At 42.8% G+C, this 15,585-nt stretch carries 11 protein-coding genes, 1 tRNA gene and 2 pseudogenes; 6 read left to right on the forward strand and 8 right to left on the reverse strand.

Features of this window, described 5'->3' with window-relative positions; genetic code table 11:
• Positions 1–71 precede the first annotated feature (71 nt).
• Both DXA54_RS04345 and DXA54_RS04350 read left to right on the forward strand, forming a co-directional pair.
• Positions 72–944 carry a pyridoxamine kinase gene (locus DXA54_RS04345; RefSeq protein ID WP_004304792.1) on the forward strand — a complete coding sequence of 291 codons (873 nt, stop codon included), beginning with the start codon at positions 72–74 and terminating at the stop codon, positions 942–944.
• Between the two features lie 236 nt (positions 945–1,180).
• Entirely contained in the window at positions 1,181–2,350 is a 1,170-nt protein-coding gene (locus DXA54_RS04350; RefSeq protein ID WP_120079016.1) for a DUF418 domain-containing protein, read from the forward strand.
• Between the two features lie 10 nt (positions 2,351–2,360).
• On the opposite strand, the gene DXA54_RS04355 is transcribed toward DXA54_RS04350, so the two are convergent.
• Genes DXA54_RS04355 through DXA54_RS04375 form a run of 5 tightly spaced genes read right to left on the reverse strand, consistent with a single transcriptional unit; the run spans position 2,361 to position 6,483 of the window.
• Positions 2,361–3,623, reverse strand: coding sequence for an energy transducer TonB (locus DXA54_RS04355; protein ID WP_120079017.1), 1,263 nt, complete (start codon positions 3,621–3,623; stop codon positions 2,361–2,363).
• Positions 3,620–4,192 (reverse strand): RNA polymerase sigma factor, encoded by a 573-nt coding sequence (locus DXA54_RS04360; RefSeq protein ID WP_004301947.1) that lies wholly within the window; start codon positions 4,190–4,192, stop codon positions 3,620–3,622. The genes DXA54_RS04355 and DXA54_RS04360 overlap by 4 nt, the downstream gene beginning before the upstream one ends.
• Positions 4,193–4,849 (reverse strand): lysophospholipid acyltransferase family protein, encoded by a 657-nt coding sequence (locus tag DXA54_RS04365; RefSeq protein ID WP_165863222.1) that lies wholly within the window; start codon positions 4,847–4,849, stop codon positions 4,193–4,195.
• Between the two features lie 24 nt (positions 4,850–4,873).
• The gene (locus DXA54_RS04370) at positions 4,874–5,830 is read right to left on the reverse strand and encodes a phosphatidate cytidylyltransferase (protein ID WP_004301949.1); all 957 of its coding nucleotides are present in this window, start codon (positions 5,828–5,830) and stop codon (positions 4,874–4,876) included.
• Positions 5,827–6,483: a CDP-alcohol phosphatidyltransferase family protein gene (locus DXA54_RS04375; protein WP_004308290.1), complete on the reverse strand. Its 657-nt coding sequence runs from the start codon at positions 6,481–6,483 to the stop codon at positions 5,827–5,829. The genes DXA54_RS04370 and DXA54_RS04375 overlap by 4 nt, the downstream gene beginning before the upstream one ends.
• A 189-nt stretch (positions 6,484–6,672) precedes the next feature.
• On the opposite strand from DXA54_RS04375, the gene DXA54_RS04380 reads away from it, so the two are divergent.
• Entirely contained in the window at positions 6,673–8,523 is a 1,851-nt protein-coding gene (locus DXA54_RS04380) for a vWA domain-containing protein (protein WP_120079019.1), read from the forward strand.
• Positions 8,524–8,782: 259 nt separating this feature from the next.
• Here DXA54_RS04380 and DXA54_RS04385 read toward each other — a convergent pair.
• From DXA54_RS04385 to DXA54_RS04395, 3 genes are all read right to left on the reverse strand, one after another.
• Positions 8,783–8,855: transfer RNA gene (locus tag DXA54_RS04385), tRNA-Trp, on the reverse strand.
• A gap of 65 nt (positions 8,856–8,920) precedes the next feature.
• Complete coding sequence (locus tag DXA54_RS04390; protein ID WP_004308288.1) at positions 8,921–9,274, reverse strand: arsenate reductase family protein; 354 nt, start codon at positions 9,272–9,274, stop codon at positions 8,921–8,923.
• Positions 9,275–9,322: 48 nt separating this feature from the next.
• Positions 9,323–9,901, reverse strand: a complete 579-nt coding sequence (locus tag DXA54_RS04395) for a uracil-DNA glycosylase family protein (RefSeq protein ID WP_004320682.1) — start codon at positions 9,899–9,901, stop codon at positions 9,323–9,325.
• A 108-nt stretch (positions 9,902–10,009) separates the two neighbouring features.
• Here DXA54_RS04395 and DXA54_RS04400 point away from each other — a divergent pair.
• The 3 genes and pseudogenes from DXA54_RS04400 (at position 10,010) to DXA54_RS04410 (ending at position 15,531) form a co-directional block, all read left to right on the forward strand.
• Positions 10,010–13,139 (forward strand): annotated as a pseudogene (locus tag DXA54_RS04400) (SusC/RagA family TonB-linked outer membrane protein).
• Between the two features lie 15 nt (positions 13,140–13,154).
• Positions 13,155–14,750: pseudogene (locus DXA54_RS04405) on the forward strand (SusD/RagB family nutrient-binding outer membrane lipoprotein).
• A 73-nt stretch (positions 14,751–14,823) separates the two neighbouring features.
• On the forward strand, positions 14,824–15,531 hold the full coding sequence (locus DXA54_RS04410; protein WP_008651196.1) for a DUF5020 family protein: 708 nt from the start codon (positions 14,824–14,826) through the stop codon (positions 15,529–15,531).
• Positions 15,532–15,585 lie beyond the last annotated feature (54 nt).

A 15,585-nucleotide genomic window follows, 5' to 3' on the forward strand; every position in this document is an offset into this window, starting at 1 on the left:
GTTTCTGTTTGTCCATAGTAGATAAATGAGTTTGTAGGATAAGAGTAGTAAAACGTTTAATTATAAATTATATGTATGCCAATAAAGTAAAGAAAATAGCCGCCGTCCATGACCTTTCGGGAATGGGGCGCGTATCTCTGACCGTCGTCATTCCTATTCTTTCATCCATGGGTTTTCAAGTCTGTCCGCTTCCTACGGCTGTATTATCCAATCATACGCAATATCCCGGTTTCTCCTTCCTCGACCTGACGGACGAAATGCCGAAGATTATTGCCCAATGGAAGAAACTGGAGGTAGAGTTCGACGCTATCTATACCGGATACTTGGGTTCTCCGAGACAAATTCAGATTGTTTCTGATTTTATCAGGGATTTTCGCCGGCCGGATAGCCTGATAGTTGCCGATCCGGTGTTGGGAGATAACGGACGGTTGTATACCAACTTTGATGGAGAGATGATAAAAGAGATGCGCCATTTAATCACGAAAGCAGATGTGATTACCCCTAATCTGACGGAACTGTTTTATTTATTGGATAAACCCTATAAAGCAGATAACACGGATGAAGAGCTGAAAGAATATCTTCGTCTTTTGTCCGACAAAGGTCCGCAAGTGGTTATCATCACCAGTGTTCCTGTACATGATGAGCCTCATAAAACGTCTGTCTATGCTTATAACCGTCAGGGAAACCGCTACTGGAAAGTGACCTGCCCTTATTTGCCTGCACATTATCCCGGCACGGGAGATACTTTCACCAGTGTCATCACCGGCTCTTTGATGCAGGGAGACAGTCTGCCGATGGCGTTGGACCGTGCCACACAGTTTATCCTGCAAGGTATTCGTGCCACTTTCGGGTATGAATATGACAACCGCGAGGGTATCCTGTTGGAGAAAGTGCTTCATAATTTGGATATGCCAATACAGATGGCTAGTTATGAATTAATATAAAAGATAAAGAGTCTCCACAGCTAAGAAAAAAAATCACACTGTAAAGAAAAGAAAAAGGGCTGACTAAAAAGGACGGAATTGGTATAACCATCCCATCTGCGCATGTACGTAGTAGGAATGAAAAACAGTTTTCCTGTCTTTTTAGTCAGTCCTTTTTAACGTTTACAAGCTTTTGTGTTTCAAATATTTCCATTAATTTTACCGGCATTAAAAAAAGGAATAATTATATCTAACTAATGACTCAAACACTAAAAACATCCGAACGTCTTGGAGTAGTGGATGCTCTGCGCGGATTTGCCCTTTTGGCAATTGTATTATTACATAATCTGGAGCATTATAATCTGTTCTTAGTACCGGAGAATGTGCCTGCATGGTTACAGACAATTGATAAATATGCATGGGACATCCTGTTTTTCCTGTTTGCGGGAAAGGCGTATGCTACTTTCTCTTTGTTGTTTGGTTTTAGTTTTTACATTCAGTTTCACAATGCAGAGAAGCGTGGTATAGACTTCCGCGGACGATTTGCCTGGCGGATGTGTTTACTTTTCCTGTTTGCGCAGTTGCATGCCCTGTTCTATAACGGGGATATTCTTTTACTCTATGCGGTAGTGGGTTTTGCATTGATACCCGTGTGTAAGTTAAAGGACAAAACGGTCTTTTGGATTGCCCTGATTCTACTTCTTCAGCCTTATGAGTGGGGACGTGCCATTTATGCGATGATAAATCCCGACTACGTAGTAGCAACCGGTCATTATATGCCTTATGCCATACGTGCGCAGGAGGCAACTGCCAATGGTAATTTCTTCGAAGTACTCTGTTCCAACATCTCCGACGGACAATTATACAGCAATATCTGGCAAGTAGAAAATGGTCGTTTGTTTCAGACGGCTGCTCTGTTCATGTTCGGAATGTTGCTGGGACGCCGGAAATATTTAATAAAGAGCGAAGAGTCCGTACGCTTTTGGAAGAAGATGTTGAAAGGTGCTGTCCTTGCATTCATTCCTCTCTATTGCCTGAAAACCTTTGTACCGGACTTGCTCACCAATCCGTCCGTACAAATTCCTTATAAGATTGCCGTTCCGTCTTATGCCAATTTTGCGTTTATGATTATCCTGGTTTCTATCTTCACCTTGCTTTGGTTTAAGAAAGAGAAAGGATATGGCTGGCAAAGTCTGTTGATTCCTTACGGGCGTATGAGCCTGACAAACTACATCTCTCAATCTATCATGGGAGTTGTTATCTATTATGGATTTGGATTAGCTATGTACAAATATGCCGGAGCAACGGCAAGCCTGCTTATCGCACTGCTTATCTTCACTGTTCAGCTGATATTCAGCCGTTGGTGGCTTGCCCGTCATAAACAGGGACCACTCGAATTCTTATGGCGTAAGGGTACTTGGATTTAGTGATTTGCATTTATTCGAAATGGACGGTAACTTCCGCTAGTTTAGTACCGTAAATCCAGTCCGGACCTTCCTGAATCAGGCGGATTGCCTCCTTATCGGAAGATTCACAGAGGCTCTCTTTTACTTTGATAGAGAAAGGACGTCCCTCTTTGTTTACAAGGAAAGTTAATACGACTTTCCCTTTCACTTGTGCGCACTTTTCATCCGTTGGACGAACGAGATTTTCCTTCAGATACTTCTGAAATTTGCGTTTACCGATGACAGGTTGCGGAGTAATATCCTTGTTTGCTTGTTCGTTACCCTTCACAACAGTTCCGGCAGTTACCGACTTCTTATTTTTCTTTGCTCCGTATCCCACTACCACCACTTCGTTTAGTGCCTGTTTGTTTTCGTTCATGGCAATGAGCATCGTCCGGCTGGTATCTACGCGAATTTCTACCGGATCGTATCCGATAAACTGCGCTGTCAATCGTTTCTTATCATCCTTTTTGACTAACGAAAATTCTCCATTCATATTTGTGATGGTTCCGATATTCGTTCCTTTATATGTCACACTGGCTCCGATAAGCGGTTCTCCTTTTTCGTCGGTCACTCTCCCTTTAATCATGTTATTTTGAGGAAGGATAGTCGCTACCTTAGCCAACTTCATTTTCTTATCAGATTCAGATTCGAAAGTATCCATCGTTGCTACTACTTCTTGCAATGCAGCAGTCTCTTCCGAAACTTCCTCCATCACCGGTACAGTTGCCACAGGCACACCTTGTTGTGGTTGGGAAGTCGCTTGGATTTTGGCAATCATATCTTTCTTATCCGCTTGTCTCGCAGTAATTTCGGAAATAGGAGTGGAATCCGTTTTTACCTTTGTAGTAGCTAATGCGATTTCCTTTTGCGGAGTTGCGGGAACTGTTGGAGTGGCAGGAATTGCCGGAGTTGGTGGAGCTGCGGGTTCAGCCAACTTTGTGGAAACACTCTCTTCCGCAATGAACACTTCATCTGTCATGCTCTTTTTCAGGAACAGGAAATAACTGCTGATACCGAATCCGATAATCAGACACGCAGCGATGCTCCAGGTGATAGCATAAGTGTTCTTTTTCTTTGCCGAATGAGCAGAAACCTGCATCCGCAGTTTCTCGATCCGTTGTTCGTGATTTCCCTCCACCTGGTTGTATCCATCCATAGCATCGGCCAGGAAAGGGTCTTGCATCGACTCTTTTTCCAGCCGGTGTGCCTCTTTTCCTTTGCGGAGTCCTCGTATGTAGTCCAATAGTTTCATAGGGCTTGTTTCTTAATACAAATTTTTAAGTTTCGCTTTCCGTTTTGGATATAGCTTTTCACATTGTTCAGAGTAAATCCGGTCTGTTCCACAATGTCGGCATACGACATTTCCTCTAAAAAGAAACGCGTAATGCTGGTCCGTTGTTCTTCGGGCAACTTTTCGAGACAGTGATGTAATGCCTTTAGTTGTTCCTCTGAACTTTCCTCCTCACTTAATAGATGCAGAAATTCGTCGGATTCCATAACATTAACGGTATAATCTAACGTAATTTCCTTATTTTCCTTTCGTAAAAGTTGCAGGCAATGATTCTTTGCCACCCGGTAGAGCCATGGCTTGAACACTTTTATCTCATAATTTCCCAGTTTAGGCAATAAATCTTCAAACAACTGCATGACCGCCTCCTGTGCCCGGTCTTCATCATGCAGGTATTTCAGGCAAAGTCCGTATAGTAACGGGATATATCGGTTATATAATTCGCCGAAATATTCCGTATCGCCGGACTTCGTGTAATGTATTAGTAATTCCTCGTCCGATAGTTTTGATATTTTTCTTTTGAAAAACAACATCTATTCCTCTTCTTCGTCAATAATGAGTTGATATTTTTCTTTCATTGCTTCAAAATCACCTGTAATCTGATCTAATATTTCATGTGTATCCGTACTCTTTACCAATGCGGGCATACCGTAATAGATAGATGCCTTATATGGCAACAGTATCATTTTTCCTTTGGGCAGAGAACGTCCCATACCGGTCATGAATACGGGAATATATTTCACTTCAGGCCGCAGAGACAGGATGCGTGTTATGCCGGATTTAATTTTTCCCATCTGTTCCGGCTTTCCTCTGGTTCCTTCTGGAAAAAGAATCAGTGAATATCCGGCATCGATGGCTTCAAGCATCTTACGGATCGGATCATGCTCCGAATCTTTTTCTCCTTTTCTTCTGATTAGCAGTGTGTTGATGAAAAAGTTGCTGATGGAAGCCTGAAAGCGGGTTTTCCCGAAATAATCTTCTGCTGCTACGGGTTTGACTTTCCATAAAAGTCCTCCGGGCAGGGAAGGTAACAAGCTTAGGGTGTCCAGATGGCTGTTGTGGTTGGCAAGGATGATGAATTGCTTTTCCTTTTTGAGGAACTGGCAATCGGTGAACTGAACTCCTACAACCAATTTCAGGAACCATTGGAATACACCTTTATATATAATCTGCATGGCAGCAGCTTGCATGAATCTTTTTTCCATTCTCTCCGTTTAATATGCAATGTAATAAACTAAATGAAAAAATACAGGAGCCGTGTAGGCCAGAGAATCTATCCGGTCGAATACTCCTCCATGACCGGGAATACTGTTCCCCATGTCCTTAATTCCTTTATCTCTCTTGATGGCGGAGATGACTACGTCTCCCGAGAATCCGGCAATCGCAACGAGAGCACTTACCAGGATAACGTTGGGAGCGGAGAGGGGAGTCAGGAAACCGAGGAAGTAACCAATGACGGTAGTACTGATTACACCGCCCAGAAATCCTTCCCACGTTTTGTTCGGACTTACTTTCGGGAGTATCTTATGTCGTCCGAGAAGTTTGCCCCAGATAAATTGCATAACATCGTTGATTTCCGTAAGGAATACAAGGAATAATAGCAGACCTCGTCCTCCTGCATTGAATCCCGGAAGTTCGGGAAGCGACAGGAGATAAGCGAGATGGCTGATACCGAATACTGAAAGCATCAGAATCCACTGCAACAGAGCCATCGACTTGGTAATTCCGTGGGTGTCTCCCTTTAAAACAAGTCGTAAGGGCAATACGAGAAACATAACTACCGGAATGAAGATGATGAATGCTCCATACCAGGCAAGGTAAGCAAGGTAATATTGAATGGGAATGGCCAATATCCCCCAAAACAATGCTCCGCGATCTGCCTCTCTGAATCCCAACACCGAATACAGTTCTCTGAAAGCGATGAAAGAGAGAAAGGCAAGGAAGAAGTAAGAAATGTTATAGCTGATAAATACAGCGCCGATAAACATGCCCGCCATGATCCACCATGAACGCGTGCGGGCGGAGAGTTCGCTGATATTTGTTTTTGGAGAGATCTTCTTTACGAGAAAAAGAATAAGGCTTGCCGTAACAAGCAGTCCGATGATGAGCGAAATGACGATAATCAATTCATCGCTTAGCGTAGGAAATATGATATCCAGTAGTTCTTTCATTTTATTTCATTGTTTGTTGTGTGTGACATGAGGTACAGACGGTGTATCAGTGTTGCGACAAGGCCGACGTTGATTATTATCAGAGCTATGAGACATACCATCCGGTCGTATCCTGCGTGAATGGTGCAGGTGGCTACTACAAAGGCAAGCGTGAGCAATGCCATGCGGTGTTGCTTGGCCATCGGACCGTTAAAGAAATGCTGGTGCGTTTTGTAGGCTCCTATCCAGCGGAAATAAGCTGTCATAACGGCAAGAAGGGCCGCTAGCCATCCCAGTTCAATACCGAATCCACCTGCTATATATCCGATGGGAATGATGAACAAAGCATCAGCAAAGCGGTCGGGCATATCATTGTAGAGATCTCCGTTGGCACTTTTCTTCCCTCCTTCAATAGCTACCATCCCATCGAACAGGTTGCAGAGTAACCGCGACTGCATGCAAACGATGAACAGAATGTAGGCTACATACTTGTTAAAACCGGGATCAATGACTGTGCCGATCAACAGAAGGCACCCCACCATAGCGAAGAATACGCTCATCATGGAAATTTGATTGGGAGTGACACCCCAACGAGTTAGTTTGCGGGCAATAATAGTAGCCCAGGCCGTGTTTCGTGAGGCTATTTCCCGCCTTCCGTCGACTTCGTTTTTCATATTTATAATATGTTTATGATCGGCAAATATACACATCATCTTAAGAGTTGCAAAGGAATGAGTGAGAATTTTGAAATGACTCTTTTTTCTGCCGGATAAAAAAAAGTTCAGGCAATTTATGGAATCTGTGTGAAATGTGCATCTCTATAATAAAAGCGAACTAATAGTAACATTTTAAAATAAGAAGTTATGAAAACAAATCAATTCAGAGCGATGATGCTCGTACTGCTAATGGCGGTTATTTCTTTAGGTAGGATGAATGCGCAAGTTATTACTGTGTCGGGTACGGTGACGGATGCAAAGGATGGAAATCCGCTTGTAGGTTGTTCGGTACAGATCAAGGGTACTTCGAAGGGTGCAATAACGAATATGAAGGGCCAGTACACCATTCAGGCCAAGAAGGGGGAGACGTTGTTGTTCCAGTATATCGGGTATAAGCAAGAGAGAAGGGTGGTGAAATCGGCTACGCTGGATGTGAAGATGAAAGCTGATGATGTGGTATTGGAAGAATGTGTAGTGGTAGGATACGGGCATGAGCTAAAGGCTACTAAATCGGTGTCTGCTGCTTATATGGCGGTATGTCCGACACCGGGAATCATGTATGATGCTGTAAATGCGGAAGAATACGGGCAGATTCAGGAGAATGGATTTAAGAGTGTGTCGGATGCTCCGCTTTCTACTTTCTCTATTGATGTAGATGCTGCTTCTTATAGTAATATGCGTCGTTTTATCAATAAAGGTGAATTGCCTCTTGTAGATGCTATCCGTACGGAAGAATTAGTGAACTACTTTTCCTATGATTATCCGAAACCGACAGGAAGTGATCCTGCGAAAATCACGATGGAAGCCGGAGCATGTCCCTGGAATGCGGTTCACCGTCTTGTGCGTATCGGCTTGAAAGCTAGAGAAATTCCGACGGATAATTTGCCTGCATCTAACCTGGTGTTTCTGATTGACGTCTCCGGCTCTATGTGGGGAGCCAACCGGTTGGATTTGGTGAAGTCATCTCTCAAATTATTGGTAAATAACTTACGTGATAAAGATAAAGTAGCGATTGTGACTTATTCAGGTAGTGCCGGTGTGAAACTGGAAGCAACTCCGGGTAGCGACAAACAGAAGATTCGCGAAGCGATAGATGAATTGACGGCAGGTGGTTCTACGGCAGGTGGTGCGGGTATCCTGTTGGCGTATAAAATAGCCAAGAAGAATTTTATCTCTAATGGTAACAACCGTATCATACTTTGCTCCGACGGTGATTTTAATGTGGGTGTTTCTTCCGCCGAAGGATTGGAACAATTGATTGAAAAAGAACGTAAGAGTGGAGTGTTCCTTACCGTATTAGGTTATGGCATGGGTAATTATAAAGATAAGAAGATTCAGGTGTTGGCAGAAAAGGGAAACGGTAATCATGCTTATATAGATAACTTGCAGGAAGCCAATCGTGTTTTAGTAGGCGAATTCGGCGCTACATTGCATACAGTGGCGAAAGACGTCAAACTGCAAGTGGAATTTAATCCTTCCCAAGTGCAGGCGTATCGTTTGATTGGTTACGAAAGCCGTCTGTTGAAAGACGAAGACTTTAATAATGATGCTAAAGATGCCGGAGATATGGGTGCGGGACATACGGTAACTGCTTTTTACGAAGTGATTCCTACAGGTATAAAGAATGAATATGTGGGTAAAATAGACGATCTGAAATATCAGAAGAAAGAGAAAGTGACAGTGAAACCGACAGGCTCTAATGATCTCCTGACTGTGAAACTGCGTTATAAAGCTCCGGATAAAGATGTCAGCAAGAAAATGGAACTTCCTTTCGTTGATAATAAAGGTAATAATGTTTCTTCTGATTTCCGCTTTGCTTCTGCAGTGGCTATGTTCGGACAGTTGCTTCGGGACTCTGACTTCAAAGGAAATGCCAGTTACGATAAAGTGATTAATCTGGCCAAACAGGGACTGAATAATGATGATAAAGGATATAGAAGAGAATTCATCCGTTTGGTTGAGGCTGCCAAAGGATTGGAAAGAACGAATAAGAACTAGGAAATCGGGCGGGAGTCATTGTGAGTGTACGCTATATGACTATGCGTAAGATTCGCAGATATGAATGAACGTAGAATTCCAGATGGATAATCGTAGAAAATGATAGTGACGGTATATGTTCGGGATAGTGACGCTATCGCTGTTGTATACCGTCACTATCTTTGTCGGATAGCGTCACTATCATTTATTTCGTCCGAATTTCGTCCGACCTGAAACGAAAAATAGCCGTAAACTTATTGTTTACAGCTATTTAACTCTGCACGGGAGGAGAGGCTCGAACTCCCGACACCCGGTTTTGGAGACCGGTGCTCTACCAACTGAGCTACTCCCGTGTTTGCGGCTGCAAAGGTAGTAGAAACTTCTGAATCTCCAAACATTCGGGTAAATAAGTTTTGAATTATTTTAATTTTTCCCACTCATCGGGCTTAAAACCGACCAGAACGAAGCTGTCTGTCACTACCAATGGGCGTTTCACCAATTTACCGTTGGTTGCCAATAGTGCTATCTGTTCTTCCTCACTCATTGCAGGTAGCTTCTCGCTTAGTTTCAGCTCTTTATATACTAATCCGCTCGTGTTGAAGAATTTCTTCACCGGCAGACCGCTGCGCGGAATCCATGCCTTTAATTCTTCCACCGTAGGATTTTCTTCTACGATTAAGCGGTTGGTAAACTCAATGTTATTTTCTGTTAACCATTTCTTGGCTTTTTGGCATGTGCTGCATGCCGGGTACTGCAAAAATAATGTTGCCATATTCATTTATAATTTAATACTTGATATTTAATACTTAATACTTGAACTTCACTTCAATATCTGTAAATCCTGAAACATAATCCGGTAAGCGGCTGCTTTCTTGTCCAATGCTAATGGATACGCCCTTGATGATGAGGGCATCCGGTATAGTCGCAAGGCACGACCTTCGAAAACAAATTCGGAGTAATCACCTACTTTGGGTTCTTCTATGTCGAATTGCTGTCGGAGAGTGTCCGTTGCTTTTTGGCCCGTAGTGACGATTGCTTTGCATTCGGGAAGCTGCCGCAGTAATGCTGCAACATCGGTGGCTTCCACTACTTCAAGAAACTTGTCCGATGCATTATCCTGCAACCGACGAATGGATGAAGCGGTATCAAATAGGGCAATCCCCTTTTCGTTTAAAAAGTCTATGATTTGCTCGCGGCAGAACGATTTTAGTGTCGAATTCAGAAAGTGATTCTTATCATTAAAGAATAAGATTCCATATATACGCCACATGTCGTTGTTTAGGTTCGGGTAGTAAAACTCCATAGACCAACGTTTTTTCTGTGGCGGAAAACTTCCCAGCATAAGTAATTTTGATTTCGCTGGGAGAAACGGTTCTAACGGATGTATTTCGATTTCCATAATTTCTTTCATTTTAATTTCGTACAAAAATAGTGATAATGTTTATTTCCTTCAAAATCAATGAGAAAAAATGCTAGATTTAAAATAATTAGTTATTTTTGCGGCGTGATGAACAAACAATATTTTATTATATCATTGAAAAAAGAAGTTTTTGTGAGTTGCTTCTTAATAGGCCTGTTTTTTCTGGAGGGAGGAAATTGTTATGCTTCGGAGCAACAAGCGTTAAGAGGGACGATAGAAGTTCCTTCTGATCATAATACCGTGAGAGGGCGTGTAATTGATATCTATGGTGAACCACTGATCGGTGCTACAATACGCGAAAAGGGGGGGAGCCAATGGTACTGTGACCGATATTGATGGAAAATTCTTTTTGTCTGTGCCGGATAGTGCTGTCTTACAAGTTTCTTTTGTGGGTTATAAGACTGTAGAAGTCAATGTGGCAGGTCGGAATGTGCTTGAAATACGTCTTCAGGAAGATGCGGTGATGCTTGAACATGTCATCGTAACGGCCTTGGGACTTGAAAAGGATGAAGCTACATTGGCCTATTCTGTGCAAAAAATCAAGGGAGAAGAACTGAACCGTGTCAAAGAAGTAAATATGATTGCTGCTCTGGCGGGAAAAGCTGCCGGTGTGCAAATCAACAAAAACTCTTCCGGTATGGGCGGTTCCGCAAAAGTCAGTCTCCGGGGAATCCGTTCGGTATCCGGTGATAATCAACCGCTTTATGTAATAGATGGAGTGCCGATGTCGAATACCTCTTCCGAACAGGCTTATTCGGCTATTGGTGGTACGGCGAATGCAGGGAATCGTGATGGAGGAGACGGAATCTCTAATCTGAATCCGGAAGATGTAGAAAGCATCAGTATTCTGAAAGGTGCTCCTGCTGCGGCTTTATATGGTAGCATGGCTGCTAACGGAGTGATTCTTATCACGACTAAAAAAGGCAACTCTGTCGGACAAAGGAATATTAATTTCTCTACAGGACTCACTTTCGAGAAAGCATTCAGTATGCCTAAAATGCAGAATCGTTATGGTGTCAGTGATGTGGTAGACAGTTGGGGAGAGAAAGAGAATCTGATGGCTTATGATAATCTGGATGATTTTTTCCGTACCGGATTGACATCGATGACCTCCGTATCTATCAGTTATGGAAATGAAAACCTGCAAACTTATTTCTCCTATGCCAATACTACCGGAAAGGGGATTATCGACAAGAATAAACTGAAAAAGCATAATATAAACTTGCGTGAGACGGCTACCATGTTCGACAAACGTCTGAAACTGGACGGTAGTGTGAATGTGATGAAACAGACCGTCGAGAATAAGCCGGTGTCGGGAGGTTTCTATATGAATCCGTTGGTAGGGCTCTATCGTTTTCCTCGTGGGGAGGATTTGTCTTATTATAAAGATCATTTTGAAACCTATGACGAAGAACGGAAACTGGGTGTGCAGAATTGGCATACGTTTACCGAAGACTTCGAACAGAATCCATACTGGATAACGAACCGCATACAAAGTAAAGAAACACGTACACGCATTACCCTTTCTCTTTCAGCAAACTTTAAGGTAAATGATTGGCTGACGATTCAAGCCCGTGGAAACATGGATTATTGGGCGGACAAGTTACGCCAGAAATTCTATGCGTCTACTGCCACCGCCCTGTGTGGAGCGAACGGACGATATATCGAGATGGATTATCAGGAAACCCAGATGTATGGTGATGTCATGGCGATGGTGAAGAAAACCTGGGGGGATTTTACACTGGATGCGGCGATTGGTGGTAGTATAAATGATAAAGTCGTTAATTCTACCCGATATGATTCGAAAAATGCATCTTTGAAGTTTGCTAATGTGTTTAATATTGCCAATATCGTCATGAACAGTTCTGCCAGTATTGACCAGCGAATAGATCAACGCCGTCAGTTGCAATCTATATTCGGTACGGCACAGATCGGTTATAAGGAAAAATTGTTTCTTGATTTGACGGCCCGTAATGACTGGGCGTCAACCTTGTCTTATACCAGCCATGAAAAATCCGGATTCGCTTATCCTTCTGTAGGGCTTTCCATGCTACTTGATAAATGGGTGAAGTTACCCGAATGGGTTTCTTTCGCAAAATTGCGTGGCGCTTATAGTAAAGTAGGGAATGATATTCCTCCATTTATCACTAATCCCTCTTCGCAGATCAATGCCGGTGGCGAGATACAGGCGAATGACGCCGCACCTTTCAAGGAAATGGAGCCGGAAATGACTCATGCCATCGAATTTGGAACTGAATGGCGATTCTTTCAACACCGTTTAGGGGTTAATCTGACTTATTATCGTACCAATACTTATAATCAATTCTTCAAACTTCCCGCACTTGCAGGTGATAAGTATGCTTACCGATATGTAAATGCCGGAAATATCCAGAATCGGGGATGGGAATTGACACTGAATGGAACTCCCGTATTAACTCCTGATTTCAACTGGAAAACTTCTGTAAACTTCTCTACCAATAAGAATAAGATAGTGAAGTTGCACGAAGATCTGAAAGAAATGATTTACGGGCCTACCAGTTTTTCTTCCAGCTATGCCATGAAACTTATTAAAGGCGGTTCTATCGGTGATATATATGGTAAGGCTTTTGTGCGCGATGATGCAGGCAATATCGTTTACGAAACAGAGGGTGATAATAAAGGACTTCCATTGGTGGAGGGCGATGGGAATACGGTGAAAGTAGGAAATGCCAACCCTGTCTTTATGATGGGATGGGATCATACATTCTCTTACAAAGGCTTCACCCTTTATTTTCTGCTTGATTGGCGCTACGGAGGCGAAGTCCTTTCGCAGACACAGGCGGAAATGGATCTTTATGGAGTATCTGAAATAACGGCCGATGCGCGTGATAGGGGATATGTAATGCTCGACGGTCAGCGTATAGACAATGTGAAAGGATTCTATAAAATAGTAGGCGGGCGTGCCGGGGTGACGGAATATTATATGTATGATGCTACGAATTTACGGTTGCGTGAAGTATCATTGAGCTATAATTTCTCCAAGAAGTGGATACAGAAAACGAAGGTACTGAAAGATGTTCAGCTTTCGTTTGTAGCTCGCAATCTATGTTTCTTGTATAAGAAAGCTCCTTTTGATCCGGATTTGGTACTTTCTACCGGAAATGATAATCAAGGAATTGAAGTGTTCGGAATGCCTACGACCCGTAGTTTGGGCTTTACTCTGAAATGTGAATTTTAAAGGCAGGAGAGAGAAATGAAGAGAAAATATGTATATCTATATTTGTTGGGTTTATTGCTGTTCTCTGTAGCTTGTACCGGTAATTTCCGTGATTACAATACCGATTTGTCCGGTATCACGGATGATGACTTGATTATTGATGACAATGGCTATGGAATCCGTTTGGGAATTATTCAGCAAGGTATTTATTTTAATTACGACTACGGAAAAGGAAAGAACTGGCCTTTCCAACTGATACAGAATCTGAACGCGGACATGTTCAGTGGGTATATGCATGACGGCAAACCTCTGAACGGGGGCTCGCATAATTCCGATTATAATATGCAGGACGGCTGGAATAGCGCTATGTGGACACACATGTATTCTTATATTTTCCCACAGATATATCAGTCGGAGAATGCTACCCGGAATACACATCCTGCTCTGTTCGGGATAACGAAAATATTAAAGGTGGAAGCGATGCATCGTGTGACGGATTATTATGGTCCTATCATTTATAAGAATTTTGCTAATGCCGAAAAACATTACCGTCCGGATAAACAGGAGGATGTCTATTATGAGTTTTTCAATGAACTCGATTCTGCTGTAGTTGCTCTCACCAACTATATAGATGAGAAACCGGAATCCAATGGATTTGCACGTTTTGATATTTTGTTGGACGGGAAATATCCTTCCTAGGTAAAGTTTGCCAATTCCCTGCGTCTGCGTCTGGCAATGCGCCTTGCTTCTGTTGCTCCAGATAAAGCGCATGCTGAAATACAGAAAATAAAGGAAAATGGTTACGGCTTCTTTGAAGCGGAAACAGGAGGAGTGTTTGTTTCTACCAAATCCGGGTATACCAATCCATTGGGAGAACTTAACCGTGTCTGGAATGAAACTTACATGAGTGCTAACATGGAATCAATTTTGACCGGATATAACGATCCCCGTTTGGAAATTTATTTTGAACCCTGTACGGATGAGGCTCTTAAAGGACAGTATCGTGGAATTCGCCAGGGAACCTGCTTTGCTCATAGTCATTATTCGGGATTGTCAAAGCTGTTTGTCAAGCAGGATACTGATACACCTCTGATGACTGCTTCGGAAGTCTGGTTTCTGCGTGCCGAAGCCGCTTTGCGCGGATGGACGGATGAAGATGAAGAAGCTTGTTACCGAAACGGTGTAACTACCTCTTTTCATCAATGGGGAATTTATGGGGTGGAGGATTACCTGAAAAGTGAGCTGACAGCTTCCGACTTTATAGATACTTATGATGAAGAAAATAATATAGAAGCGCGTTGTAAAGTCACTCCCAAATGGAATCCGCAGGATGATAAGGAGACAAAACTGGAGAAGATTATCACGCAGAAATGGATTGCCATGTTCCCGGAAGGTTGCGAAGCCTGGACCGAACAAAGACGGACGGGATATCCCCGTTTATTTCCCGTTCGATTCAATCATAGTAGGAGCGGATGCATCGACACGGAGATCATGGTGCGCCGTCTTAATTTCCCAGGTACATTGCAGACAGAAGACTCGGAGCAATATTCTGCTCTTGTCGAGGCTTTAGGCGGAGATGACCATGGAGGTACAAGACTCTGGTGGGATACGGGAAATAATAACCTGGAATAAAAAAAGACAGAAGTAATGTGTTTATATGTGTAGCTTTAACTATTTTTGCATCTTCATTTAAACACATTTACTTATGAAACAAATTATCTCTGCTCTTTTCCTCTGTATGTTGCTCTCTGCCGTACCGGGATTGCAGGCGCAAAACATTCAGCTGCATTATGATTTCGGACGTTCTTTGTACGATAAAGATTTGCAAGGTCGCCCGCTGTTCACCTCCACTGTGGAGAAGTTTCAGCCTGATACTTGGGGAAGCACTTATTTCTTTGTCGATATGGATTACACTTCCGAAGGTGTCGCTTCCGCTTATTGGGAAATAGCGCGTGAACTGAAATTCTGGAAAGGTCCTTTTTCTGCACATCTTGAATATAACGGTGGATTATCGAAAGGCATGTCTTATAAAAATGCTTATCTGGCAGGAGCTACCTACACTTTTAATAATGCTTCCTTTTCCAAAGGCTTTACGCTGACTGCTATGTATAAGTATATTCAGAAACACCAATCGCCCAACAACTTCCAGCTGACAGGTACGTGGTACGTGAATTTCTGCCGCAATCTGCTCACTTTCTCCGGCTTTGCCGACTGGTGGCGCGAAGAAACCAACTATGGAAAGACTATCTTTCTCTCCGAACCACAATTCTGGGTAAACCTAAACAAAATCAAAGGAGTAAATAAAAATTTCAATCTTAGTGTTGGCTCCGAAGTCGAATTGAGTAATAACTTCGGCGGTCGTGATGGCTTTTATGTTATCCCGACACTCGCTCTGAAATGGACGCTGAACTAAAAAACGGATTATAAGAAATAGAATTAAAAAAAGTCGGACTAAAAGAAGCTGGAC

This window comes from Bacteroides sp. OF03-11BH, from assembly GCF_003604005.1.
GTDB lineage: Bacteria > Bacteroidota > Bacteroidia > Bacteroidales > Bacteroidaceae > Bacteroides > Bacteroides ovatus.

Bases quoted from the DNA above. Each gene is read 5' to 3' on its own strand.
- DXA54_RS04370 (WP_004301949.1), bottom strand. From the start codon at position 5,830: ATGAAAGAACTACTGGATATCATATTTCCTACGCTAAGCGATGAATTG.
- DXA54_RS04355 (WP_120079017.1), bottom strand. From the start codon at position 3,623: ATGAAACTATTGGACTACATACGAGGACTCCGCAAAGGAAAAGAGGCA.
- DXA54_RS04375 (WP_004308290.1), bottom strand. From the start codon at position 6,483: ATGAAAAACGAAGTCGACGGAAGGCGGGAAATAGCCTCACGAAACACG.
- DXA54_RS04365 (WP_165863222.1), bottom strand. From the start codon at position 4,849: ATGCAAGCTGCTGCCATGCAGATTATATATAAAGGTGTATTCCAATGG.
- DXA54_RS04380 (WP_120079019.1), top strand. From the start codon at position 6,673: ATGAAAACAAATCAATTCAGAGCGATGATGCTCGTACTGCTAATGGCG.
- DXA54_RS04395 (WP_004320682.1), bottom strand. From the start codon at position 9,901: ATGGAAATCGAAATACATCCGTTAGAACCGTTTCTCCCAGCGAAATCA.
- DXA54_RS04390 (WP_004308288.1), bottom strand. From the start codon at position 9,274: ATGGCAACATTATTTTTGCAGTACCCGGCATGCAGCACATGCCAAAAA.
- DXA54_RS04410 (WP_008651196.1), top strand. From the start codon at position 14,824: ATGAAACAAATTATCTCTGCTCTTTTCCTCTGTATGTTGCTCTCTGCC.
- DXA54_RS04360 (WP_004301947.1), bottom strand. From the start codon at position 4,192: ATGTTGTTTTTCAAAAGAAAAATATCAAAACTATCGGACGAGGAATTA.
- DXA54_RS04350 (WP_120079016.1), top strand. From the start codon at position 1,181: ATGACTCAAACACTAAAAACATCCGAACGTCTTGGAGTAGTGGATGCT.
- DXA54_RS04345 (WP_004304792.1), top strand. From the start codon at position 72: ATGTATGCCAATAAAGTAAAGAAAATAGCCGCCGTCCATGACCTTTCG.